The sequence below is a fragment of the Polaromonas sp. P1_A2 genome (assembly GCF_056406895.1).
In genome coordinates this window covers 59,017-82,599 of record NZ_JBFTZI010000007.1, presented here as the reverse complement: position 1 = coordinate 82,599, position 23,583 = coordinate 59,017, and the positions used below count along the sequence as shown (strand labels likewise).

Annotated in this window: 23 protein-coding genes and 1 pseudogene; 19 read left to right on the top strand and 5 right to left on the bottom strand. The window is 63.9% G+C overall.

The annotated features are described in order from the left end of the window. The first annotated feature begins 25 nt into the window (after nucleotides 1-25). The 3 genes from AC1D09_RS22070 to AC1D09_RS22060 all read left to right on the top strand — a co-directional run bounded on the left by AC1D09_RS22070 (nucleotide 26) and on the right by AC1D09_RS22060 (nucleotide 2,599). Nucleotides 26-622 carry a hypothetical protein gene (locus AC1D09_RS22070; RefSeq protein ID WP_477662447.1) on the top strand — a complete coding sequence of 199 codons (597 nt, stop codon included), beginning with the start codon at nucleotides 26-28 and terminating at the stop codon, nucleotides 620-622. Between the two features lie 96 nt (nucleotides 623-718). Next, nucleotides 719-1,102, top strand: coding sequence for a YciI family protein (locus tag AC1D09_RS22065; RefSeq protein WP_477662446.1), 384 nt, complete (start codon nucleotides 719-721; stop codon nucleotides 1,100-1,102). 63 nt (nucleotides 1,103-1,165) lie between these two features. Then, entirely contained in the window at nucleotides 1,166-2,599 is a 1,434-nt protein-coding gene (locus tag AC1D09_RS22060) for a patatin-like phospholipase family protein (RefSeq protein WP_477701233.1), read from the top strand. Between the two features lie 58 nt (nucleotides 2,600-2,657). Here AC1D09_RS22060 and AC1D09_RS22055 read toward each other — a convergent pair whose 3' ends face one another. After that, nucleotides 2,658-3,566 (bottom strand): hypothetical protein, encoded by a 909-nt coding sequence (locus AC1D09_RS22055; protein ID WP_477662444.1) that lies wholly within the window; start codon nucleotides 3,564-3,566, stop codon nucleotides 2,658-2,660. A gap of 230 nt (nucleotides 3,567-3,796) precedes the next feature. Between AC1D09_RS22055 and AC1D09_RS22050 the strand changes: the two genes are divergently transcribed. Then, nucleotides 3,797-4,954 carry an aminotransferase class V-fold PLP-dependent enzyme gene (locus tag AC1D09_RS22050; RefSeq protein WP_477662443.1) on the top strand — a complete coding sequence of 386 codons (1,158 nt, stop codon included), beginning with the start codon at nucleotides 3,797-3,799 and terminating at the stop codon, nucleotides 4,952-4,954. A 33-nt stretch (nucleotides 4,955-4,987) separates the two neighbouring features. Here the strand turns inward: AC1D09_RS22050 and AC1D09_RS22045 are convergent, their stop codons facing one another. After that, nucleotides 4,988-5,416, bottom strand: coding sequence for a hypothetical protein (locus AC1D09_RS22045; protein ID WP_477662442.1), 429 nt, complete (start codon nucleotides 5,414-5,416; stop codon nucleotides 4,988-4,990). Between AC1D09_RS22045 and AC1D09_RS22040 the strand changes: the two genes are divergently transcribed. After that, complete coding sequence (locus AC1D09_RS22040; RefSeq protein ID WP_477662441.1) at nucleotides 5,381-6,682, top strand: HipA domain-containing protein; 1,302 nt, start codon at nucleotides 5,381-5,383, stop codon at nucleotides 6,680-6,682. The genes AC1D09_RS22045 and AC1D09_RS22040 overlap by 36 nt on opposite strands. Here the strand turns inward: AC1D09_RS22040 and AC1D09_RS22035 are convergent. Both AC1D09_RS22035 and AC1D09_RS22030 read right to left on the bottom strand, forming a co-directional pair. Next, complete coding sequence (locus tag AC1D09_RS22035) at nucleotides 6,657-7,358, bottom strand: glutathione S-transferase family protein (RefSeq protein WP_477701232.1); 702 nt, start codon at nucleotides 7,356-7,358, stop codon at nucleotides 6,657-6,659. The two genes, AC1D09_RS22040 and AC1D09_RS22035, sit on opposite strands and share 26 nt — an antisense overlap. A gap of 52 nt (nucleotides 7,359-7,410) precedes the next feature. Then, nucleotides 7,411-8,451 carry an AraC family transcriptional regulator gene (locus AC1D09_RS22030; RefSeq protein WP_477662439.1) on the bottom strand — a complete coding sequence of 347 codons (1,041 nt, stop codon included), beginning with the start codon at nucleotides 8,449-8,451 and terminating at the stop codon, nucleotides 7,411-7,413. A gap of 147 nt (nucleotides 8,452-8,598) precedes the next feature. Between AC1D09_RS22030 and AC1D09_RS22025 the strand changes: the two genes are divergently transcribed. The 14 genes and pseudogenes from AC1D09_RS22025 (at nucleotide 8,599) to AC1D09_RS21960 (ending at nucleotide 22,297) form a co-directional block, all read left to right on the top strand. Then, a complete protein-coding gene (locus AC1D09_RS22025) occupies nucleotides 8,599-10,221 on the top strand; it encodes a carboxyl transferase domain-containing protein (RefSeq protein ID WP_477662438.1) in 1,623 nt (540 codons plus the stop codon). Nucleotides 10,222-10,236: 15 nt separating this feature from the next. Further along, nucleotides 10,237-11,373, top strand: coding sequence for an acyl-CoA dehydrogenase family protein (locus AC1D09_RS22020; RefSeq protein ID WP_477662437.1), 1,137 nt, complete (start codon nucleotides 10,237-10,239; stop codon nucleotides 11,371-11,373). Continuing rightward, nucleotides 11,366-12,523: a dienelactone hydrolase family protein gene (locus AC1D09_RS22015; RefSeq protein ID WP_477662436.1), complete on the top strand. Its 1,158-nt coding sequence runs from the start codon at nucleotides 11,366-11,368 to the stop codon at nucleotides 12,521-12,523. The genes AC1D09_RS22020 and AC1D09_RS22015 overlap by 8 nt, the downstream gene beginning before the upstream one ends. Beyond that, nucleotides 12,520-13,311: an enoyl-CoA hydratase/isomerase family protein gene (locus AC1D09_RS22010; protein WP_477662435.1), complete on the top strand. Its 792-nt coding sequence runs from the start codon at nucleotides 12,520-12,522 to the stop codon at nucleotides 13,309-13,311. The genes AC1D09_RS22015 and AC1D09_RS22010 overlap by 4 nt, the downstream gene beginning before the upstream one ends. Next, nucleotides 13,308-13,982, top strand: a complete 675-nt coding sequence (locus AC1D09_RS22005) for a DUF4126 domain-containing protein (protein ID WP_477662434.1) — start codon at nucleotides 13,308-13,310, stop codon at nucleotides 13,980-13,982. The genes AC1D09_RS22010 and AC1D09_RS22005 overlap by 4 nt, the downstream gene beginning before the upstream one ends. Beyond that, nucleotides 13,975-15,966 carry an ATP-binding protein gene (locus AC1D09_RS22000; RefSeq protein WP_477662433.1) on the top strand — a complete coding sequence of 664 codons (1,992 nt, stop codon included), beginning with the start codon at nucleotides 13,975-13,977 and terminating at the stop codon, nucleotides 15,964-15,966. Before AC1D09_RS22005 ends, AC1D09_RS22000 begins: the two co-directional genes overlap by 8 nt. 30 nt (nucleotides 15,967-15,996) lie before the next feature. Beyond that, nucleotides 15,997-16,935 carry a 2-hydroxyacid dehydrogenase gene (locus AC1D09_RS21995; RefSeq protein ID WP_477701231.1) on the top strand — a complete coding sequence of 313 codons (939 nt, stop codon included), beginning with the start codon at nucleotides 15,997-15,999 and terminating at the stop codon, nucleotides 16,933-16,935. 151 nt (nucleotides 16,936-17,086) lie between these two features. Further along, entirely contained in the window at nucleotides 17,087-18,007 is a 921-nt protein-coding gene (locus AC1D09_RS21990) for a hydroxymethylglutaryl-CoA lyase (RefSeq protein WP_477662431.1), read from the top strand. Nucleotide 18,008: 1 nt separating this feature from the next. Continuing rightward, nucleotides 18,009-18,503 (top strand): annotated as a pseudogene (locus AC1D09_RS21985) (YbaK/EbsC family protein); the annotation flags it as partial. Between the two features lie 9 nt (nucleotides 18,504-18,512). Next, nucleotides 18,513-18,764 (top strand): DUF1289 domain-containing protein, encoded by a 252-nt coding sequence (locus tag AC1D09_RS21980; RefSeq protein ID WP_477662479.1) that lies wholly within the window; start codon nucleotides 18,513-18,515, stop codon nucleotides 18,762-18,764. A 21-nt stretch (nucleotides 18,765-18,785) separates the two neighbouring features. After that, nucleotides 18,786-19,436 (top strand): 2-hydroxychromene-2-carboxylate isomerase, encoded by a 651-nt coding sequence (locus AC1D09_RS21975; protein ID WP_477662430.1) that lies wholly within the window; start codon nucleotides 18,786-18,788, stop codon nucleotides 19,434-19,436. A 243-nt stretch (nucleotides 19,437-19,679) separates the two neighbouring features. Further along, a complete protein-coding gene (locus AC1D09_RS21970; protein ID WP_477701230.1) occupies nucleotides 19,680-21,344 on the top strand; it encodes an MFS transporter in 1,665 nt (554 codons plus the stop codon). A gap of 146 nt (nucleotides 21,345-21,490) precedes the next feature. Further along, on the top strand, nucleotides 21,491-21,643 hold the full coding sequence (locus AC1D09_RS21965) for a hypothetical protein (protein ID WP_477662428.1): 153 nt from the start codon (nucleotides 21,491-21,493) through the stop codon (nucleotides 21,641-21,643). 180 nt (nucleotides 21,644-21,823) lie between these two features. Continuing rightward, nucleotides 21,824-22,297 (top strand): hypothetical protein, encoded by a 474-nt coding sequence (locus AC1D09_RS21960; protein ID WP_074579792.1) that lies wholly within the window; start codon nucleotides 21,824-21,826, stop codon nucleotides 22,295-22,297. Between the two features lie 149 nt (nucleotides 22,298-22,446). On the opposite strand, the gene AC1D09_RS21955 is transcribed toward AC1D09_RS21960, so the two are convergent. Next, the gene (locus AC1D09_RS21955; protein ID WP_477662427.1) at nucleotides 22,447-23,559 is read right to left on the bottom strand and encodes an ABC transporter substrate-binding protein; all 1,113 of its coding nucleotides are present in this window, start codon (nucleotides 23,557-23,559) and stop codon (nucleotides 22,447-22,449) included. Nucleotides 23,560-23,583: the final 24 nt, after the last annotated feature.

Sequence of the window (23,583 nt, the reverse complement as noted above, 5' to 3'; positions counted from 1 at the left end):
TCGATATGACAACAGGAGGAAAAGCATGAAGCCGTGGTATCAATACCTTTGGAGCCTGCTCAAATGGGGTGTCGTGGGAGTAGGCGCAATAACCTTGCTTTTGATCGTATGGTCAAAAATCTGGCCGCACCGGATCACCGACACCGCGTTCGTCAGTTCAGGCAATCAGGGCTGCCAATTCACGTTCGACATCGTTCAGGGTAACTGGATGTCTGACACAGTGGCCGGTACGCAGGGCTTTGTGCCCAAGGGGACAAAAACAAAACCAGCCGTCTTCCTGAATGGCGTGCGCTTCTGGAGCAGCACCGAGGTGGGCGGTTGGTACATACCGCAGTCCCGGAAATGCACCTTCGAAAACCGGGGGGTGATCACCACCAAAGACGGCGCCAGCGCGACGTTGTATCTGGCCAGTCAATGCCCGGCCGGTGGCGATTGGTACCCGGACCATGCCACGCAGAACCTCCTCTATTCCTATGTGCCCCAAGGTAAGGAGGCCGACATCATCTGGATGGCGTCCGACGACCGGGCCGGCTTGCTTAAACGCGAGGCGGAGCTGAAGACCATCGTCAAGTCCTATTCCACTAATCATCCGGACTGCGTTGCCACCCGCAAAACCAGGTAGCGAAGCGCTGGGGACCGATATTTTTACGAAGATGTCGATTTGGTCGAATTCGTTCGTCGTAGAGGTGTCATCAACCACTTTTTTGAAGGAAACACCATGAAATACCTCTGCCTCGCCTATTACAACCCCGCCGACTTCGCCGCCATGGCGCCCGCCGACGTACAGGCCCTGGTCAGCCAGTGCCCGCCCAAGGACAAGGAACTCAAGGCCACCGGCCAGCTGCGCCTGAGCGCCTCGCTGGGCGAGCCCGAGCAGACCATTCGCATCCAGCCGCGCGGCGGCAAGCCCAAAGTCACCGACGGCCCCTTCACCGAAATCAAGGAACTGGTGGGCGGCTTCTTCATCATCGAGGCCGACAGCCGCGACGAAGCCGTGCGCCTGGCCTCCATCCACCCGGCCGCCACGCTGGGCGAACAGGTCGGCTGGCGCATAGACATGCACCCCATTGGCTTTTTTGAGCAGTACACCGGCAAGGCCTGAAAACCCGCACACGGGCCGCCCCAGGGCGTGCCGCCATCCGCCGTCTCGGGGACAATGGCGCGCATGAATTCATCGCACATGCTGCCCGGCCTGGCGCGCCGGGCCTGCCGCCTGCTGGCGGTGCTGCTGGCCGTGCTGCTGGTGGGCTGCGCCAGCACCCGGCCCTGGATCAACAGCCCCCTGCCCGGCGGCGAACTGCCGCCCGACCCCGACAGCGTGCAGGCCCTGCAGGCCAACGCGCCCGAGGACCTGTCCATGATCATGGCCGTCACCTTCTCGGGCGGCGGTGCGCGGGCCGCGGCCTTTGGCTACGGCGTGCTGCAGGCCATGCACGAAACGCCGGTCCGCTGGAACGGCCGAGACATCAGGCTGCTGGACCAGGTGCGTTATGTCAGCGGCGTCTCCGGCGGCAGCATCATCGCCACCTATTACGCGGCTTTCGGCAATGAAACCTTTACGCGTTTTGAGCCCGAGTTTTTGCGCCGCGACTTCCAGCACTCGCTGATCAGCTTCGCGCTCAAGCCCGGCAACCTCTATGACCTGAGCTCCCCCTGGTTCGGCCGCAGCCAGCTGCTGGCCCAGCGGCTGGATGAGCTGTATCGCGGCCGCAACTTCGGCGATCTCTGGTCCCGCCCCGGCCGGCCGCGCCTGCTGGTCTCGGCCACCGATTTGTCGCTGGGCTCCAGCTTTGATTTTTCGTGGAACCAGTTCTCCCGCATCTGCTCAGACCTCTCCAGCGTGCCCCTGTCCTTCGCGGTCGCGTCCTCCTCGGCCGTGCCCCTGGTGCTCAGCCCCATGACGGTGAAGAACTACGCCGGCAGCTGCCGCCCGCTGGCCGAGGAAGAGGACGCCGCCCAGGGCGGGCCGCGCGGTGACTACCGAACCCGCATGTTCCGCTCGCAACTGAGCAGCTACCAGGACGCCGCGGCCCGCCCCTACATCCACCTGGTCGACGGCGGCGTGGCCGACAACCTCGGCGTGCGCAGCCTGCTGGACCGCTCCCTCAGCGAAGGCGGCATACGCCGCACCCTGCGCGACCTGCCCAAGGGCGTGGTGCGCAAGCTGGTGCTGATCACCGTGAATGCCGAGCGCGATCCTTCCGAGCGCATCGACGAAAGCGGCAAGGTGCCCACCACGCTGCAGGTGGTGGACGCCATGCTTTTCGGCACCGGCGCCCGCGCCACCCAGGAAACCCTGGCCATGCTGGGCGACCTGGCCCGGCAGTGGCGCGCAGAGCTGCGCGCCGCCTCCGACGGCCAAAGCGCCTTTGCCAAAGACGCCGAAATCCACGTCATCAACGTCAACCTGCGCGACGCCCCCGAAGCCATGGAACGCAGCCGCCTGCTGCAAATCCCCACGGCGTTTTCGATTCCGGCCGAAGACGTCACCCGGCTCATCCACGCCGGCCGCAAGGTGCTGCAGGCTTCACCCGCCTTCCAGGAGTTGCTGCAGTCCCTGCCGCCGGCCGGCACGCAGGCCGGCACGGCCAGCCCCTGAGGCCGGCGGCTGCGCGCTGGCCCAGGAGATTCCGCCCCAAGGCTGAAGCTGTTCAGTCTCAAGGCGGTTTGATCAATCCCGCAATCGCCTCCTGGTACGCCTCGAGCAGCGGCGTGTTCATCGCCTTGCTTCGGGTGATCCTCAGTGGGTCCGGGCCCGGCATGTTCACATAGCGGTAAGCCAGGGTCTGTTTTTCGTACAGGGTCATCAGGTGTTTCTCCGCCGCCTTGGCCTTGGCCAGGTCAAAAATATCCGTCGACAGCAGGTTGTGAAACACAATCGCCGCCGGGGCTTTCTCCCAGGGGGCGGCTTCGAAGGTGTTGCCCTTCAAGATGGCCAGGCGTTGCTGCAGGGTGTTGTAGTCGGTTCCCCAGTTGTCCCCGGGCCGGGCCCGCTCCCGGCTGTCGTCCCGGCCGGCCAGCACGAGGTACCAGACGCCGTCAATCTGGTTCAGGTAAACGGGCTGCAGACGGGTGCTCACGGAAACCGGGGGCTGGCCCGCGGCGGGCTCAAAGCTCAGCCGGGTGCTGCGCAGGCGAACCTCGCCGAGTTCGCGCAAACGAATCAAGTCCAGGCGTTCATAAGTCCTGCCCGTTTCCACGACCATCCGGGCGCCGTTGGCCAGGCGTATTTCCTCGCGCCAGGCCAGCTCAAAAAATTTCGGATGCAGGCCGATCACCGCGATGTACAGCGCCGCCAGCCCCGCCGCCAGTGCGATGCCTGAAACAAGCAGCTGCGGCTTGGCGGGCCGGCTCTGCGCGGCCGTAAAACCGGCATTCAGCCATTCCATGTGGTGTTTGTAGCACCAGGCAAACACAAAACTGCCTGCCGCCAGGCTGGGCAGCACGGTGAAAAACAGCGAGAAGATCCGGGCCTCCTCTCCCAGCATGGCGAACGGCGCAAGATTGATCAGCGCAACGCAGGCGATGCCGAACGCGGCCGCGATCACCACGCTGGAGGCCTTCAAAAAGGCCTTGAAAAAAAACCTGCTCCCTGAGTGCATACGCCCGACTCCCTTGTTGGCCTGTTGCCATGGATGCTTTCCAGGACCCTCCCGGACCTGCCCAATTGTCCACACAAGCAGGCCTGCGGAGAGCGCGGGGGAGGGCGCAGTGGGGATCCCGCCTTTCCCTGGGTGCATGAATGGGCCCGCGGTGCTAAGCTGCCAGCCCGACTTTTAAAAATCAAGGTGAGACCATGCCCGGACTTCTGCCCAATGTCGACCCCGACGGTTTGCTCGAATTCTCCGTCGTCTACACCGACCGCGCGCTCAACCACATGTCGCGCAGCTTCCAGGGCGTGATGGGCGACATCTCCGCCATCCTCAAAGAGGTTTACCACGCCCATTCCGTTGCCCTGGTGCCCGGCAGCGGGACCTACGGCATGGAAGCCGTGGCCCGCCAGTTCGCTGCCGGCAAACATGTCATGGTCGTCCGCAACGGCTGGTTCAGCTACCGCTGGACGCAAATTTTCGAGATGGGCAACATCCCCGCCTCACACACCGTGCTCAAGGCCCGCAAGACGGCGGCAGGCGCCCAGGCGCCGTGGATTCCCGCACCGGTGGCCGACGTCGTCGCCGCCATCGCCAAGGAAAAGCCCGCCCTGGTCTTTGCCCCCCACGTCGAAACCGCCTCCGGCATGATCCTGCCCGACGGCTATTTGCAGTCCGTCGCGGCCGCCGTGCATGCCGTGGGCGGCCTGTTTGTGCTCGACTGCATCGCCTCCGGCGCCATGTGGGTCGACATGAAAGCCACCGGCGTAGACATCCTGATCTCCGCCCCGCAAAAAGGCTGGAGCAGCTCACCCTGCTGCGCCATGGTCATGCTCAGCGAACGCGCCCGCACCGCGATTGAAACCACCCAGAGCTCCAGCTTCGCCTGCGACCTCAAGAAGTGGCTGCAGATCATGGAAACCTACGAAAACGGCGGCCACGCCTACCATGCGACCCTGCCCACAGACGCCCTCACACGCCTGCGCGCCACCATGAAAGAGACGCAGGACTACGGCTTTGCCAAAGTGAAGGCTGAACAAGAGGAGCTGGGCCGCAAGGTGCGCCAGCTGTTCGAAAACCGCGGCCTGCCCAGCGTGGCCGCTGAAGGCTTCAAGGCCCCGGGCGTGGTGGTCAGCTACACCACCGATCCCGACATCCAGTCAGGCAAGAAGTTTTTAAACGAGGGTTTGCAAACCGCCGCCGGCGTGCCGCTGCAATGCGACGAAGGGCCTGACTTCAAGACCTTTCGTGTGGGGCTGTTTGGGCTGGAGAAGTGGCATAACGTGGACCGGACTGTGGCGAATCTGGCCGGAGCTTTGGATGGGATTGGGGTGGGGGTCAAGGCTGCGGAGGCCCTGGTTTGAGTTAAAAATCCTGTGATCCCAGGATTTTGTTGGTTAAATATCGGTTTTCCGATAAAAATCCTGTGATCCCAGGATTTTATTGACCAAATATCGGTTTTCCGATAAAAATCCTGCAATCACAGGATTTTTATGCAAATACCTATCCACTCCGTCGCCGAACTTGGCCTTGCGCTTAGGGCGGTGCGCCGCAGCAGCAGAGTCCGCCTCGACGACATGGCCGCCACGGTCGGCGTGAGCAAGCAGTTCGCTTCCGACCTGGAACTCGGCAAGGAAACCGTCCGCATGGGCCTTGTCTTCAAGGTCTTGGAAGAGATGGGCCTCAAGCTTTGCGTCGACATCCCCGACACTTCGGGTGCCGAACTCAGGCTGTTGCAGGGCAAAGCCGGGCGCAAGCCCACCCCCACTAATAACAATAAGCGCTAAGCCGTGCGCACACTCAACGCTTACCTCAACGACCAGCATGTCGGCACCCTCAGTGAGGGTAACGACCTTTGGAGTTTCGAATATGACCCCGCATGGTCGCAGGCCCCCGGCAGCTTCGACCTTTCCCCAGCCCTGGACCGCGCAAACCCGTCGCACCAGGACGGCGCCACCCAGCGGCCCGTGCAGTGGTACTTCGACAACCTGCTGCCCGAAGAAACCTTGCGCCAGGCCCTGCTCAAGGATGCTGGTATCCAGGGTGACGACGCCTTTGCCCTGCTGCAATACCTGGGAGCGGAATCCGCCGGCTCGCTGGTGCTGCTGCCGCCTGATGCGCAAGCGCCCGCGCGCGGCAACCTCAAAGTCCTGCACGATGAAGAACTGAGCCAACGCATCTGCGATCTGCCGCGCAAATCCCTCAGCAGCGGTGCGCCCAAGCAGATGTCCGTCGCCGGTGCCCAGCACAAGCTGCTGGTGGTCTACCGCAACGGCGATCTTTTTGAGCCCATGGGCGGCGAGCCCTCCACCCACATCCTCAAACCCAACCACCTGAGCGACGACTACCCCAGCTCCGTCATCAACGAATACGCCATGCAGCGCCTGGCCACCCGGCTGGGCCTGGGCGCGCCCGCCGTCCACCGCCGTTATGTGCCCGAGCCCGTCTACCTGATAGAGCGCTTTGACCGCGCCGCGGACGCGCAAGGCATCACCCAGCGCTTGCACGTCATCGACGCCTGCCAGCTGCTAAACAAATCGCGCGGGTTCAAAAACACGTCCGCCAGCCTCGAAGCCGTCGCCGCCTGCATCACGCTGTGCCGCAACCGCGCCGAAGCCAGGCTGCGCCTGTACCGCTGGCTGGTGTTCAACCTGCTCATCGGCAACGATGACAACCACCTCAAGAACATTTCCTTCCGGGTCAGCGACCAGGGGATAGAAGTCTCACCACCTTACGACATGCTCTCCACGGCGGTGTACCACACGCCCGCGTATGCCGAGGCGCGCGCGATGTGGCCGGACGTCCAGCTCATGATCCCGCTGCCCGGCGCCGTGCGCTTTGGCGAAGTGAACCGAGAGGCCGTGCTGGCCGCGGGCGAAGCGCTGGGCTTGAATCGGCGTATCGGTGAGCGTGAGCTTGATCGTTTGGCCAAGGCTATGCCCGAGGCTATGCAGGCGGTGACGGCTGAGATCGAGGCTCAGAACACGGACGGACCGGCGGAGGCCAAGATGTTTTTTGGGGGCGAGTTGAGGCTGCTGCGTGCGGTGGAGCGTGTGGTGTTGCCGTTCATGCTTGGGCGGGTGAGGGTTTAGACATTGCCGGCCGCATGTCCGGTGCCGGCGTGGTGGAGATGCCCTGGTCCAGCGCGGCCTGATGCTGTGCCAGCAGGGCGCGCTGGAATGCCGGGCGTTGCTCCAGCTGCTGGCGGTAACGGCGCACGGCGTCGGGGAATTGCGTTGCCAGGCCAAGGTGGCCGGCCAGCATGAGGGCGTAGTGGACAGACACATCGGCTGCGGTGAAGCGGCCGGCGCAGAGAAACTCCTGTTGTTGCTGCAGGGCGGCGTCCATGGCTTTCAGCCGGGCGAGGAACCAGCGGCTGTAGTCTTCCGCGACCTGGGGCTGTTTGCGCGCCTCGGGTTCGAAATGGGTGTAGCGCAGCACCAGGGTTTGCGGAAAGGTCAGTGTGGCCTCGCCCATGTACAGCCAGTTCAGGTAAGCGCCATAGGCTGGGTCTGCCAGCGGGACGTCCAGCTGGCCGGGGCTGTGCCGTGCCGCAAGGTATTGGCATATCGCCGCGGATTCGGTCATGCGGGTGTCACCGTCCACCAGCAGCGGCACGGTGCCCAAGGGGTTGTCCGCCAGGAATTCGCGGGCCAGCGCACGTGGCGGAAAAGGCAGCATGCGCAGCGTGTAGGGCACGCCCAGCTCTTCGAGCATCCACAAGGGGCGGAACGAGCGGGCGCTGACGCAGTGGTGAAGGGTGATCATGCGCACAGTCTAGGACTCCATGCGTCACAAGTCCTGCCATGAAAGGGGCAAATCAGGCCAGCGGTGGCTGGTTTCCTTGCCGAAACTCTGCCGGCGAATGGCCGCTCCACTCCCGAAACGCCCTCGTAAAACTCTTCTCATTCCGAAACCCCGAAGCCTCGGCCACCTGCTTGATAGGCTTTGAAGTCCGCAGCAACAAGTCTTTCGCTTTCTCAAACCGCACCTCATCCTTGAGCTGCTGCAGCGAAGCCCCTTCCTCCTGAAGCTGGCGATGCAAAGAGCGCGGCGACATATTGAGGGCCACCGCCAGGGTTTCCGCGGTATGGGATGCGCCTGCTGCCGGGTTTGCCAGTGCCTGCCGCACCTGCTCCACGAGCAAACGATCGCGCCGGTACTGCAGCACCGTCAAAGGCAAGGCCCGCTGCAGCATCTGCTGCAGGGCTTTTTCATCACGCCGCAGCGGCAAGGCCAGGTAACGTGCATCAAATTTAATCTCGGCCTGCGCGGCCTTGAACTGCAGGCCCGGGCCGGGGAACATCAGGGCGTAGGCCTCGACATGGGCCGGCGCCTCAAACGGGAAGCGCGCGCCCTGCAGCGGAATCCGCGAATCCACATACCAGCAGGCCAAGCCGTGGATATTGCGCAGTACGTGGACCAGGCCAAATTCGCCGACCTGGCCTGGCGCCTTTTCTTCCACCGTGATCGCGGCCGTATCGCCGCTGGTGGCCAGGCGAAGCATGATGTCGTCGGTGATCAGCGCATGGTGGCGGCACCAGCGTTTGAGGGCTATGCCCAGATTCGGTGAGCTGATCGATGCACGGGCCAGCATGCCGTAGCTGCCCCAGGGCAGTTTGCGGCCAAAGGCGCCCAGGCCTTCGTCGTCGAGTTCCTGCATGGCGGCGCCGGAGAGGACTTCCATCTGGCGGGCCGTGATGTGGGCGGTCGGCTGTTTCAGCTGGTTTGGCGTGATCTGTGCCAGTTTCAGGGCCTGGTCCGGGCTGCTGCTGTAGCGTTTGTACGCGGCTACTATGCTTCTGGCAAAGGCCATGGGTGTGGCGGCGATGGGCGGGTTGGCGGGGCTGCGGGAGGGCATGAGCTGATTCTCCGTGTCGTTGGCAGGATTTGCAACCTTGTTGGCGGCCTCCCGGGGGCGGGTTTTCGCTAAGCTGGCTGTTTGGCGCTAAGGTAGGACCTCTGCGCCCGCCCATGCCTTGTCAGCGCCCCCATCAGGAAAAAATCCATGTCCGCTCTTGAGACCCAGCTCAACGCCCGTTCCGCCGACTTCCAGGCCAATGCCGCCGCCATGCGCGCGCTGGTTGACGACCTGACGGCCAAAGTCGCCAAGGCCGCCCAGGGCGGCGGTGATGTGGCCCGTGCGCGCCACACCTCACGCGGCAAGCTGCTGCCGCGCGACCGGGTGCAGATGCTGCTGGACCCGGGCACGCCTTTCCTCGAGCTGTCGCCACTGGCCGCGTTTGCCATGTACCCCGACCGCGACGGGACCGACAGCGCGCCCTGCGCGGGCGTGATCGCCGGCATAGGCCGCATCAGCGGTGTGGACTGCATGATTGTGTGCAATGACGCCACCGTGAAGGGCGGCACCTATTACCCGATGACGGTCAAAAAACATTTGCGCGCGCAGGAGATCGCGCAGCAGAACAACCTGCCTTGTGTTTACCTGGTCGATTCGGGCGGCGCCAACCTGCCCAACCAGGACGAGGTGTTTCCGGACCGCGACCATTTCGGCCGCATCTTTTTTAACCAGGCGAATATGAGCGCCCAGGGTATTGCGCAGATCGCCGTCGTGATGGGCAGCTGCACGGCCGGCGGCGCTTATGTGCCGGCCATGAGCGACGAGACCATCATCGTCAAGAACCAGGGCACCATTTTTCTGGGCGGCCCGCCGCTGGTGAAAGCCGCGATCGGCGAAATCGTCAGTGCCGAAGACCTGGGCGGCGGCGATGTGCACACACGCCTCTCGGGCGTGGCCGACCACCTGGCGCAGAACGATCCGCATGCGCTGGCGCTGGCGCGCCGCGCCGTGGCCAACCTGAACCGGCAAAAACAGCCCGGGCAAGTGCTGCGCACGCCGGTGCCGCCGCTGTACCCGGCCGAAGAACTGTATGGCGTGATCCCCACCGACACGCGCAAGCCTTATGACGTGCGCGAAATCATTGCGCGCATTGTGGACGGCAGCGAGTTTGCCGAGTTCAAGGCGCGTTACGGCGCCACCCTGGTCTGCGGTTTTGCGCATGTCGAGGGCATGCCGGTGGGCATCATCGCGAACAACGGCATTTTGTTCAGCGAATCGGCGCAAAAGGGCGCGCATTTCATCGAGCTGTGCTGCCAGCGCAAGATACCCCTGGTGTTTTTGCAGAACATCACGGGCTTTATGGTTGGCAAGAAATACGAGGCCGAGGGCATTGCGCGCCACGGCGCCAAGATGGTGATGGCCGTGGCCACGGCCCAGGTGCCCAAGTTCACCATCATCATCGGCGGCAGCTACGGCGCGGGCAATTACGGCATGTGCGGCCGGGCTTATTCGCCGCGCTTTTTGTGGATGTGGCCGAATGCGCGCATCTGCGTGATGGGTGGCGAGCAGGCCGCCGGCGTGCTGGCCACCGTCAAGCGCGACGCGATTGAAGCCAAGGGCGGCAGCTGGAGCGCCGAAGAAGAGGCCGCCTTCAAGCAGCCGGTGCTGGACCAGTTCGGCCACCAGTCGCACCCTTATTACTCCAGCGCACGGTTGTGGGACGACGGCGTGATTGACCCGGCGGATACGCGGCGTGTGCTGGCGCTGGGGCTTTCGGCCACTTTGAACCAGCCGATTCCCGAGACCAAATTCGGCGTGTTCCGCATGTAGGCCTGAGCGGCGCACATGGACAACATCTACATCACCCCCGAGCACGAACTGCTGCGCGAGCAGGTCGCGCGCTTTATTGCGCGCGAGGTTGAGCCTTATGCCGCTGCCTGGGAAGAAGAAGGCTGTGTGCCGCGCGAGGTACTGCGCAAAATGGGCGAAGCCGGCCTGCTGGGCCTGATGTATGAGGCCGACTACGGCGGCGCCGAGGCCGATGCCTTGACCAACCTGGTGTTTGCCGAGGCACTGTCGCAGTCCACCTTTGGCGGCTTCATCATCACGGTGCTGGTGCACACCGACATGGCCAGCCCGCATTTGTTCCATGCGGGCAATGCGGCGCAGAAGGCCCAATACATGCCGGACGTGATTGCCGGCAAGACGATTACCGCGGTCGGCATCACCGAACCCGGCGCGGGTTCCGATGTGGCCGGCATGCGCATGACGGCCAAACGTGATGGCGACGAATGGGTGCTTAACGGCACCAAGATGTTCATCACCAACGGCGTACATGCCAACCTGTATTTCATCGCGGCCAAAACCGGCATGGCGCGCCACGATGTGTCCATGTTCATCGTCGAAAAAGGCACGCCGGGTTTTACGGTGGGCCGTGCGCTCAAGAAGACCGGCTGGCTGTCGTCCGACACGGCTGAGCTGGTGTTTGACCATGTGCGCATCCCGGCCGGCAACCTGCTGGGCGAGGAGGGCAAGGGCTTTTATTCAGTCATGAAAAACTTCCAGACCGAACGCATCGCCCTCGCGGCCATGGCGGTGGGCCACTGCACCCAGGCGCTGAAAATGACGCTGGACTATGTGCGCCAGCGCCAGGCTTTCGGCGCCACGCTGTGGGACAAACAAACGATTCGCCAGCGCATCGCCATGCTGGACGCCAAGACCCGCGCGGCGCGCCAGTTCATGTACCACTGCGCGTGGTCGGTCACCCAGGGGCGCGACATTGTGCAGGAGGTTTCCATGCTCAAGGCGCTGACGGGCGAGCTGGTCAACGAAGTGTTGTTGACCTGCCAGCAGTTTCACGGCGGCATGGGGTTTATCCGCGAGACAGCGATTGAACGCCTGTGGCGCGATGCGCGTGTGCTGGGCATAGGCGGTGGTGCAACCGAGGTGATGCTTGAAGAGGTGGCAAAACGTTATGACTGACATCCATCGTTTATGGTTGCTGGGGGCGCTGCTGTGCACCGGCCTGGCCGGCCAGGTGCGTGCGCAGGAGCCCGAGCTCAATGCGGCACTCAATGAGTCCGTGCTCATGGTCTCCAAAAAGGCGCTCATAGGCAGCACCGAGCTTGAAACCACGGTGTACAAGCCCGACGGCCCCGGGCCTTTCCCGGTGGTGGTGATCAACCACGGCAAGTCGCTGGGGGACCCGCGCTTCCAGTCGCGCTACCGGCCGTCCATTGCGGCGCGCTATTTTTTGCAGCGCGGTTATATGGTGCTGGTGCCCATGCGCCAGGGCTTTTCCAAATCCAGCGGCGGTTATATAGGCGGCGGCTGCAATGTGGAAAGCAACGGCCGCGTCCAGGCCGAGGACGTCAAGGCCGTGCTCGACTACGCGCTGGCGCAGCCTGATGCCGACAAAAACCGCATCCTGGTGATGGGCCAGTCGCATGGCGGCTGGACCACGCTGGCCTTTGGCACGCTGAATTACCCCGGCGTCAAAGGCCTGGTCAACTTTGCGGGCGGCCTGCGGCAGGAAAGCTGCGCGGGCTGGCAGGCCAACCTGGCCAGGGCCGCGGGCAGCTACGCGGCCGAGACCCAGCTGCCCTCGCTATGGTTCTATGGCGACAACGACAGCTATTTTTCGCCGTCCACCTGGCAGGACATGGCGGCGCGCTACAACAGCGGCGGCGAGAAGGCGCGTGTGGTCGCCTTCGGCACCTTCGGCAGCGATTCGCACAGCATGTTTGGTTCCAGCAAAGGCCAGGGCATCTGGCAGCCTGAAGTCACGCGTTTTCTTGAAAAAATTGGCCTGCCCAGCCAGCCCCTGCCGGCGTATGCGCGCTTTGCGCCCTCGGGCCCCAAAACCGAGCTGCCGCCCAAGACCGATTTTGCGGCCATCGATGAGGAGCCCAAGGTGCCCTCGCTGTCGGCGGCCGGCAAGGCGGGCTACAAGGTCTTCCTGGGCAAGGATGTGCCGCGCGCCTTTGCCATAGGCCCCGCCGGCGGCTGGGGCTGGGCCGAGGGCGGCGACGATCCCGCCAAACGCGCGCTGGACAGCTGCAACCGCCACGCCACCACCGCAAAATGCAAGCTCTATGCCGTCGATCACGACGTTGTCTGGACCACACCATGAACCACCTGAGCATCCATACCGAGGCGCTGGTCGCCACCGTCACCCTGAACCGCCCCGAGGTGCGCAATGCCTTTAACGAGGAGGTGATCGCCGAGATGACCCAGGCCTTTGTCGAGCTGGGCATGCGCGACGAGGTGCGCTGTGTGGTGCTGGCGGCCCAGGGCCCAGCCTTTTGCGCAGGCGCGGACCTGAACTGGATGCGCAGCATGGCCGACTACACCTACAAGCAGAACATGGAGGATGCGGGCCGCCTGGCGACCATGCTTCAGGCTGTTTATGAATGCCCCAAACCCGTCATTGCCCGCATACAAGGCGATGTGTATGCGGGGGGCATGGGACTGGTCGCGGCTTGCGACATGGCCGTGTCCGTTGATACGGCCGGCTATTGCCTCAGCGAAGTCAAGCTGGGCCTGATCCCGGCCACCATCAGCCCTTATGTGATTCGGGCCATGGGCACACGCGCGGCGCATCGCTACTTTTTGACGGCCGAGCGTTTTGATGCGGCCGAGGCGCTGCGCATCGGTTTTGTGCACGAGGTCGTGGCGGCCGAGGCGCTGGATGCCAAGGTGGCCGAGCTCGTGAAAGCCCTGGTCAATGCCGGCCCCGAGGCCGTGAAGCTGTGCAAAAAGCTGGTGCAGGACGTGGCGGGGCAGGCCATCACCCACGAACTCACGCAGATGACGGTGCAGGCCATTGCCGATGTGCGTGTGAGCCCCGAGGGCCGCGAGGGCGTGCAGTCCTTTTTGCAAAAGCGCAAGCCTGATTGGTTGCCGACCAAACCATCATGAACACCCTGGACACCGCACAACTGATCGCCCTGGCTGGCGCGCTGGGCTGGGCCAGCGGCGTGCGCCTCTACCTGGTGGTGCTGCTGACCGGGCTGGCCGGTTTTATGGGCTGGGTGCAGTTGCCGTCCGGCCTGCAGCTGCTGGCCCACCCGGTGGTGCTGGGCATCAGCGGCTTTATGGTGTTTGTCGAGTTTTTTGCCGACAAGATCCCGGGCCTGGATTCTTTGTGGGATGTGGTGCATGGCGTGATCCGCATCCCGGCCGGCGCGGCGCTGGCGGCCGCGGTGTTTGGCGGCGACAACGGCCTGGGCGCGCTGGTGGCGGCCCTGCTGGGCGGCACGCTGGCGGCCACCAGTTTTGCCGCCAAAGCCACCACGCGCGCGGCCATTAACACCTCGCCCGAGCCCTTTAGCAATATCGGCGCCTCGCTGCTCGAGGACGGCCTGGTGCCGCTGGGCCTGTGGCTGGCGATTGTGCATCCGCTGGTTTTTGTGGTGCTGCTGGCCCTGGTGCTGGTGCTCAGTGTCTGGCTGATACGGGTGTGCTGGCGATTCTTGCGTCAGCTCTTTATCCGCGTGGCGCGGATTTTCAGTGGCAGGCCGGACCCGGGAACCACCGCCGCTTTTACCTTGAAGTCTCCTTTCTCAAAACAGAACGACCACCATGTTTAAAAAAATACTGATCGCGAACCGCGGAGAGATCGCATGCCGTGTTGCAGCGACCGCCAGACGCATGGCCATCCAGTCCGTCGCCGTGTATTCCGATGCCGATGCGGGCGCCAAACATGTGGGCTTTTGCGACGAAGCGGTGCACATAGGCGGCAGTGCGCCCAAGGACAGCTATCTGCGCTGGGAGCGCATCATCGAAGCGGCCAAGGCCACGGGCGCCGAGGCGATTCACCCGGGCTATGGCTTTCTGAGCGAGAACGAGGAGTTTGCCCAGGCCTGCGCTACCGCCGGCCTGGTCTTTATAGGCCCGCCGGCCTCGGCCATCAAGGCCATGGGCTTGAAAGCCGAGTCCAAACAGCTGATGGAAAAAGCCGGTGTGCCGCTGGTGCCGGGTTACCACGGCAGCGACCAGGATCCGGCGCTGCTCAAGCGCGAGGCCGACCGCATCGGCTACCCGGTGCTGATCAAGGCCAGCGCGGGCGGCGGCGGCAAGGGCATGCGCGCGGCGGACAAGAGCGAAGACTTTGAAGCCGCGCTGGCATCCTGCAAGCGTGAGGCCATCAACAGCTTTGGCGACGATGCGGTGCTGGTTGAAAAATACGCGCAGCGCCCGCGCCATATCGAGATACAGGTGTTTGGCGACACGCACGGCAACTACGTCTACCTGTTCGAGCGCGACTGCTCGGTGCAGCGCCGCCACCAGAAAGTGCTGGAAGAAGCGCCGGCCCCAGGCATGACCGAAGCCATGCGCAAGCAGATGGGCGAGGCGGCGGTCGCGGCCGCGCGCGCCGTGAACTACGTGGGCGCCGGCACGGTCGAGTTCATTGTCGAGCAGCGCACAGACGGCAGCATGAACTTCTTCTTTATGGAGATGAACACGCGCTTGCAAGTCGAACACCCGGTGACCGAAGCGATTACCGGCCTGGACCTGGTCGAGTGGCAGTTGCGTGTGGCCTCGGGCGAAAAGCTGCCGCTGGCGCAAGAACAACTGCGCATCACCGGCCACGCCATCGAGGCGCGTATCTGTGCCGAAACGCCCGACAACAATTTCCTGCCGGCCACCGGCAGCCTGCATGTCTATAAAAAGCCGGTGCACACCGCGTTTGAGCGCGGCCAGGTGCGTGTGGATGACGGCGTGCGCGAAGGCGATGCGATTTCGCCCTATTACGACTCCATGGTGGCCAAGCTCATCGTGCACGGCGCCACGCGTGAAGAGGCGCTGGCCCGGCTGGACGACGCGCTGGCGCAGACCCGCATCGTGGGCCTGAGCACCAATGTGCAGTTTTTGCGCTATGTGGTGCGCAGCCCTTCGTTTGCCAAAGCCAACCTGGACACCGCGCTGATACAGCGCGAGGAAGCCGTGCTTTTTAAACAGGAGCCCGTGGGCCTGGCCATGGCGGCCGCCGCGGCGGTGGCCAAGCAGCTGCTGGACGAGCGCGCCCTGGCGGGCGACGACCCGTTCAGCCGCCGCGACGGCTGGCGCTCGCATGGCGTGGTGCAGCGGCGCTTTGAGTTTGAATTCCATGGCGAGCCGGCCAAGGCGGTGTTGACCTACGGGCATGACGGTGCGCTGCATCTCGCGCTGGGCGATGCCGCGGGGCCATTGCTGTTTGCTGAAACCGCGCAGGGCATAGAGATTCAATTCGCGGGCCAGCGCATGACGGCGGCCGTGTATGCGCAGGGCGAGCTGGACCATGTGTTTACCGCCAAGGGCGCGACGCAAATCCTCTCCATAGACCTGCTGGCCCATGCGGGCGAGGCCCAGGCCGAGGGCGGCCGCCTGACCGCGCCCATGCCGGGCAAGGTGGTGTCCTTTGCGGTGAAAGCCGGCGACAAGGTCAGCAAGGGGCAACCGCTGGCCGTGATGGAGGCCATGAAAATGGAGCACACGATTGCGGCCCCCGCCGACGGCACGGTGCAGGAATTGCTCTATGCGCCGGGCGACCAGGTCAACGAGGGTGCGGAATTGTTGAAAATAGCCGTTTGAATTTGTTTTGCTTCAAACGGGATTTTTTTCATGCGCATCAGTTTTTGCTGTTCCGACACCAAACCCCAGCCCTGGGTAGACGGCCTCAAGGCCGCTTTTCCGGATGCCGATGTGAGCTTGTGGTCCGCCGGCGCGGAGCCGGCCGACTATGCGGTGGTCTGGGCACCGCCCCAGCAGTTCTTTGATGAGCAGACGCGGCTCAAGGGCATCTTCAATATAGGCGCGGGCGTGGATGCGCTCATGAAGCTGAAACTGCCGGCCGGCGTGCCGGTGGTGCGGCTGGACGATGCCGGCATGTCGGCGCAGATGGCCGAGTTTGTCTGCCATGCGGTGATACGCCACTTCCGCGAGCTGGACGGCTACGAGGCCGACATTGCCGGGGGCAAGTGGTCATACCGCAAGCCGCGTTTGCGCACCGACTATCCCATAGGCGTGATGGGCCTGGGGGTGCTCGGTGAGCGTGTGAGCCGTGCGCTCGCGCAGTTTGACTTTCCGGTCAATGGCTGGAGCCGTTCGCCCAAGGTGGTGGAGGGCGTGCGCTGCTATTCAGGCGAGGTCGGCAGTGCGGGCTTCCAGGATTTCCTGGCGGCCAGCCGTTTTCTGGTCTGTCTGCTGCCGCTGACGCCGGACACCCAGGGCATCATGAACCGCGACACGCTGTCGAGGCTGCGGCCGGGCGGCTATGTCATCAATGTGGCGCGCGGCGCCCACCTGGTGGAGGAGGACCTGCTGGCGCTGATAGACAGCGGCCAGCTGGCCGGCGCGACGCTGGATGTATTCCGCACCGAGCCGCTGCCGTCGGAGCATGCCTTCTGGAAACACCCCAAGGTCACCATCACGCCGCACACCTCGGCCCGCACGCTGCGCGAGGAAAGCATTGCCCAGATCGCCGGGAAAATACGCAGCCTGGCGGCCGGTGCGCCCATAAGCACCCTGGCCGGCGTGGTTGACCCAAAAAAGGGATACTGAAGATGTGGCCCCCACGGTCGCTCGCTTCGCGTAGCTCCCTGCCCCTCTTCTCATTACCGGAGGGGCCGCTGCGCCTGCGGCCCGGCAAAGCCGGTTCCGCGGCCCCTGCTTGCAGGAGAGAGCCGACGCCCGTACCTCTTGAAAGAGCCCCATGAAACTACCTTCCAAAGTCAAGCTCGTCGATGTCGGCCCCCGCGACGGTTTGCAGAATGAAAAAGCCCAGGTGCCGGCCGCCGTCAAGATAGAGCTGGTGCACCGGCTGCAGGACGCGGGCCTGACCGAGATTGAGGTCACCAGCTACGTCTCGCCCAAATGGGTGCCGCAGATGGCCGACAACGCCGAGGTGATGGCCGGTATCCAGCGCAAGCCCGGTGTGCGCTATTCGGTGCTGACGCCCAACATGAAAGGCTTTGAAGCCGCGGTTGCGCCGCCCCGTGAACTGTGGCCCGACGAGATTGTGGTCTTCGGCGCGGCCAGCGAGGCCTTCAGCCAGAAGAACATCAACTGCTCGATTGCCGAAAGCATCGAGCGCTTCCGTCCCGTGGTCGAGGCCGCGCGTGAAAAAGGCATTTATGTGCGCGGCGCCATGTCCTGCACCGTGGGCTGCCCTTACGAGGGCGAGATCGCGCCCGAACGTGTGGACATGCTGGCCGGCCTGATGAAGGGCATAGGTGTGCAGCATGTGGGCGTGGCCGACACGATAGGCGTGGGTACGCCGCTCAAGGTGCAGCGCGCGCTGGACGCGACGCTCAGGCACTTCGACATCAACGATGTGTCGGGCCATTTCCACGACACCTACGGCCAGGCCCTGGGCAACACCCTGGCTTCGCTGCAGATGGGCGTCTGGCAGTTCGACACCTCCTCGGCCGGCCTGGGCGGCTGCCCTTTTGCCAAGGGCGCGACCGGCAATGTGGCGACCGAAGACGTGGTCTATTTGCTGCACGGCATGGGCATCAGCACCGGGATTGACCTCGACAAGCTGATCGATGCCGGAAAATTCATCAGCGACTTCCTGGGCCGCAAACCGAATTCCCGCGCCGCGACGGCGCTTCTGAACAAACGAGCGAATTGATATGTGTGGTGCTGAACTGAAGAGCTTGCCTGAGGGTGTTCAACGTGTGGCGGCGGTGCTGCGCGAATGCGGCCATCCGCATATGCCCGTGATGCTGGACGATGCGGCGCGCACCGCGCAGCAGGCGGCCGATGCGCTGGGCGTGCGCCTGGGGCAGATCGCCAAGAGCATCATCTTTCGCCGCAAGTCGGACGATGCCGCCGTGCTGGTCGTGACCTCGGGCGACAGGCGGGTCGATGAACGCAAGGTCGAGGCCCTGGTCTGCAGCGACGGCAAGCGCGTGGGCCGCGCCGATGCGGATTTTGTGAAAAGCAAGACCGGTTTTTCCATAGGGGGCGTGTCGCCCGTGGGGCATATCAGCCAGGCCGTGGTGCTGGTGGACCTGAGCCTGATGCGTTTTGACGAGGTCTGGGCCGCGGCCGGCCATCCGCATGCGGTGTTCAAGCTGATGCCGCAGGAGCTGGAGCTGCTGACCGGCGCGCCGGTGGTCGACGTGGCCGTGGATATGGGCGAGGAGGCCATCGCGCGCGAGCAGGCCGTGGCCCGGGTGACGGAGCGCGGCCGCACGGTGGAGGCCGCGGGCGACGATGTGCCCTCGCCCTGCATCTCGGTGTGCCGCGTGAACGCCGACAGCGGGCTGTGCGAAGGCTGCTTCCGCACCCTGGGCGAGATCTCGGCCTGGGCGCGCTCCGGCCCCGAGGCGCAGCGCGAACTCTGGCGCACCATAGGCCAGCGCATGGCGGCGGTACGGGCCTGAACATTCAAGGGAGAGGATTTCATGAAGCACATCACTTTTTATTTTGATTTCATCTCTCCCTATGCCTACCTCGCTTTCGAGCAGCTGCCCGAAGCCCTCAAGGGCCTGAGCTACAGCGTCAGCTACCGGCCCGTGCTGTTTGCCGCCATGCTCAAGCACCACGGCCAGCTGGGCCCGGCCGAGATCGCGCCCAAGCGCGACTGGACCTACCGGCAGGTGCTGTGGCATGCGCACAGCAAGGGCATCGCCATGCAGATGCCGGCCAGCCATCCCTTCAACCCCTTGCCGCTGCTGCGGCTGGCCAGCGCCTGCGGCACGCCCGACGATCCGGCCAGCCCCAACCGCTATGTCTGCGAAACCATGTTTCGCCATGTCTGGCAGGGCGGCGCCGAGGCCGCGGATGCGCAGCGGCTTGCGGCGCTCGCGGCGCAGCTTGCAGCGCAGCGCGCGCTGGGTGATGACGAGGCCAAGGCGCAACTCAAAAAGAATACCGACGAGGCGATTGCGCACGATGTGTTCGGTGTGCCCGCGATGGAAGTCGACGGCAAAATTTTCTGGGGCTTCGATGCACTGCCCATGCTGCGCGAATACCTGCTGGGCAACAGCTGGTTTGAAGGCGAAGGCTGGAATGGCGTGAGCAAGGTCGCCGTGGGCATTTCGCGCAAGGCCTGAGCGCGTAAGCACGCGTGCAGGCGTGTAAGCGAGTTTTACGCGGCGCGTAAAAAGGTTCTAGGCGTTTTCCCGGAGCGGCTTCGTATGCTGAAAAGTTTCTCAAGGGTTTCCCCTTGAGTTGTCAGCCACGCATAAGTTTCACGCAAGCTCCTGTTATTTTCACGTCAGAGCTAGGTCAGGGACTCCAAAAATAATCAGTGCAGCTTCCATACCGGAGGCCTTCACTATTTGGAGACACACATCATGGCAACAGCCGTCGACAACAGACCCATGACCGCCGAGCAGAAGAAGGTGATCTTCGCCTCTTCGCTCGGCACGGTATTCGAGTGGTACGACTTCTACCTCTACGGTTCATTGGCCGCCATCATCGCCAAGCAGTTCTTCAGCGGACTGGACGCGGGCTCGGCCTTCATCTTCGCGCTGCTCGCGTTCGCCGCCGGCTTCATCGTGCGCCCCTTCGGCGCGCTGGTGTTCGGCCGGCTGGGCGACATGATCGGCCGCAAGTACACCTTCCTGGTCACCATCGTGATCATGGGCTTGTCGACCTTCATCGTGGGCCTGCTGCCCAACTACGCGTCCATCGGCGTTGCCGCGCCGGTGATCCTGATCGCGCTGCGCATGCTGCAAGGCCTGGCGCTGGGTGGTGAGTACGGCGGCGCCGCCGTCTACGTGGCCGAGCACTCGCCCCAGGGCAAGCGCGGCGCCTACACATCCTGGATCCAGACCACGGCCACGCTGGGCCTGTTCCTGAGCCTGCTGGTGATCCTGGGTGTGCGCACCGCCATGGGCGAAGCCGCTTTCGCCGACTGGGGCTGGCGCGTTCCGTTCATCGTCTCCATCCTGCTGCTGGCCGTGTCGGTCTACATCCGTTTGTCGATGAACGAGTCTCCCGCCTTCCAGAAGATGAAGGCCGAGGGCAAGACCTCCAAGGCCCCGCTGTCCGAGTCCTTCGGCCAGTGGCGCAACCTGAAGATGAAGATCGTGATCCTGGCGCTGATCGGCCTGACCGCCGGCCAGGCCGTGGTCTGGTACTCGGGCCAGTTCTACGCGCTGTTCTTCCTGACGCAGGCGCTCAAGGTGGACGGCCCCACGGCCAACATCCTGGTGGCCTACTCGCTGATCCTGGGCACGCCTTTCTTCGTGATCTTCGGCACGCTGTCCGACAAGATCGGCCGCAAGCCCATCATCATGGCCGGCTGCCTGCTGGCCGTGGTCACCTACTTCCCGGTGTTCACCGCGCTGACCAAGGCCGCCAACCCCGACCTCGCCGCCGCGCAAGCCAAGAACAAGGTGATCGTGACCGCCGACCCGAACGAGTGCTCGTTCCAGTTCAACCCGACCGGCACCGTCAAGTTCACCAGTTCGTGCGACATCGCCAAGCAGGTGCTGGCAGGCGCATCGGTGAGCTATGACAACGTCGCCGCACCCGCCGGCACGGTGGCCAGCATCAAGATCGGCGAAAACGCCATCCCCAGCTACACCGCCAAGGGCCTGAGCGCCGACGACGCCAAGAAGAAGGACGCCGAGTTCAAGAAACTCATCGCGGACGACCTGAAGGCCGCCGGCTACCCGAGCAAGGCCGACCCGGCCAAGGTCGACAAGGTGATGGTCACCCTGATCCTGTTCTACCTGGTGGTCCTGGTGACCATGGTCTACGGCCCGATCGCCGCCATGCTGGTCGAGCTGTTCCCGACCCGCATCCGCTACACCTCGATGAGCCTGCCGTACCACATCGGCAACGGCTGGTTCGGCGGCCTGCTGCCCACGACCGCCTTTGCCATCGTGGCGCAGACCGGCAATATGTACAACGGCCTCTGGTACCCCATCATCGTCGCCGGCATGACGCTGGTGGTGGGCACCTTGTTCATCAAGGAAACCAAGGACGTGGATATTTACGCCAACGACTGATTGGTGTGATCGCCGGGGCGGGCCCAGCGGCCCGCGCCGGTTCTTGAGGCTGAAGAGCCTTGTGATATTTGCAGGCCCTCGTCATCCATGTGCCGGGGGCTTTTTTTTGGCCTTTTTTTGTTTTTGTTTTTTTGGAGAAGAGAAAAATGTGGAAACTCGTGCTCGGATTTATCGTGATCGCAGGCCTGGCCCTGTTCCTCTTGAACAAGGGCGGCGACATCGACCTCAGCGGTGAAAAGCATGGCGCCTTGCCCGCGCCGGCAGCGCCGGCCGCCGCCGCTACCCGTGCCGTGGCGTGAGGTATTGCCGCAAGAGGCGTTTTCAGTTGCAGGACATGGCCGCGACCCGTGCCCAAAAAGGTGCATTGGTGCTAAAAATGGGGTAAATTGAATCAGGGGCAACAAAAAAGTGTCACAAATGTCTCTGCATTACGCACAGCAGTCTGCGTTCCCCCTGGCGTACTTACTGGAGACCCGCTGATGATTTACACCAAGACGGAATTGGGCCAATCCGCATTGCAAGACCGTTCCATCCCGATGACACCGAGGCAACGCTCGGCGTTCATCATGTTTGACGGCAAGCGCAGCATGGAAGAGGTGGTCAAGGCCACCGCGGGCCTGGGCGTCACGGCTGAAGATATTTCCCACCTGCTGTCGCTGGGCCTGCTGGCGCCCGCCGCGGTGCAGCCGCCGGCCCCACCCGCCGCCCCGGCGCCCGCCGTGTCCGCGCACAACGCCGACGGCTCACCCACGCTGAGCGCGCAGGAACACTATTCCAGGGCCTACCCGATCGCCACGCGGCTCACGGCCGGCCTGGGCTTGCGCGGTTTCCGGCTCAACCTCGCGGTGGAAGCCGCGACCGACATCGACAAGCTCAAGGAACTCGCGCCCAAGATCAAGGAAGCCGTGGGCCCCGAGAAGTTCAAGGAACTCGAGAACGCCCTCTACTTCTGAGCAAATCTGACGACCTGACACCGCGCGTCTGCGACTTCGCAAGCGGGGGCCGCGAACCGGCTCTGCCGGGCGCAAGGCGCCTGTCCCCCACGGGGGGAGGTGACGCTACACGAAGTGAGCGTCGGCAGGGGGGCTACCTTTTAAGGGGGCTACCTTTTAAATTTGCCGTCCGTGCCAATGATGGACAGGTCGGCGAAGTCCAGGCCGGTGTGGTCTTCGGGGCTGTAGCTCACTTCCAGCCCGCCAATGTCGTACTTGCGCAGGCCTTCCAGCGCCGCCTGCAGTTTTTCGCGCGTGGGCTTGGCGCCGGCGCGGCGCAGGCCTTCGACCAGCACCTTGGCCGCGGCAAAACCTTCGAGCATGGCGGGGCTCACGTCGGCCTGGCCCTTGGCCTTGGCCAGCTCCTGGGCTTCCTTGACCATGGGATAGGCGATGGAGCGTTCATACGGAAAGACCTGGGTCACGATCACGCCGCGGGCGTTGTCGCCCAGGCTTTTCACAAAACCGCCCGAGGCGTTGTTCGACAGCGTGACGAGCTGCGCCGTGGAGCCGGCCGCGCGGAAGGCCTTGACGCCGTCGACCACGGCCTGGCCCGAGGCGACCATGATGACGGCCTGCGCATTCGACTGGTAGACCTTGGGCGCGATGGGCCCGAAGTCGGGCTTGCTGCGGTCGAATTTTTCAAGGATGGCCGGCTGCAGCTTGGCCGTGGCCAGGCCTTTTTGCGCGCCCATGACGCCGTCGGCGCCGAAGCTGTCGTCGGCATAGACGATGCCGACCCGGGTGATGCCCATGGAGGCGAGGTGGGTGACGGCTTTTTCGGCTTCGCGCTGGTAGGTGGCGCGCACATTGAACACATGTTTCCTGACAGGCTGGTGCAGCACCATGGCCCCGGTGGACGGGCCCACCAGCGGCACGCCGTGTTTGTCGAGCAGGGGGATGATGGCCTCGGTGTGCGGCGTGCCGCGCGTGAGGAACAGGGCCACCACGTTTTGCTCTTCCACCAGCTTGCGGGCGTTTTCCGCCGCAAGCTTGGGATCGAACTTGTCGTCGACCGACACCAGTTCCACCTTCTGCCCGTTCACGCCGCCCTTGGCGTTGACGGCATCGATGTAGAGCTTGGCGCCTTCGGTGGTTTCCTTGACGCCGGCGCCCACAGGGCCGGTGAAGCCCGCGGTCTGCCCGACAAGTATCTGTGCCTGGCCCAGCTGGGCCAGGGCGGCCAGCACAAGGGCCGCGCACCAACGTTTTGTTGTTGACATGGTATGTCTCCTTAAATCGATCCC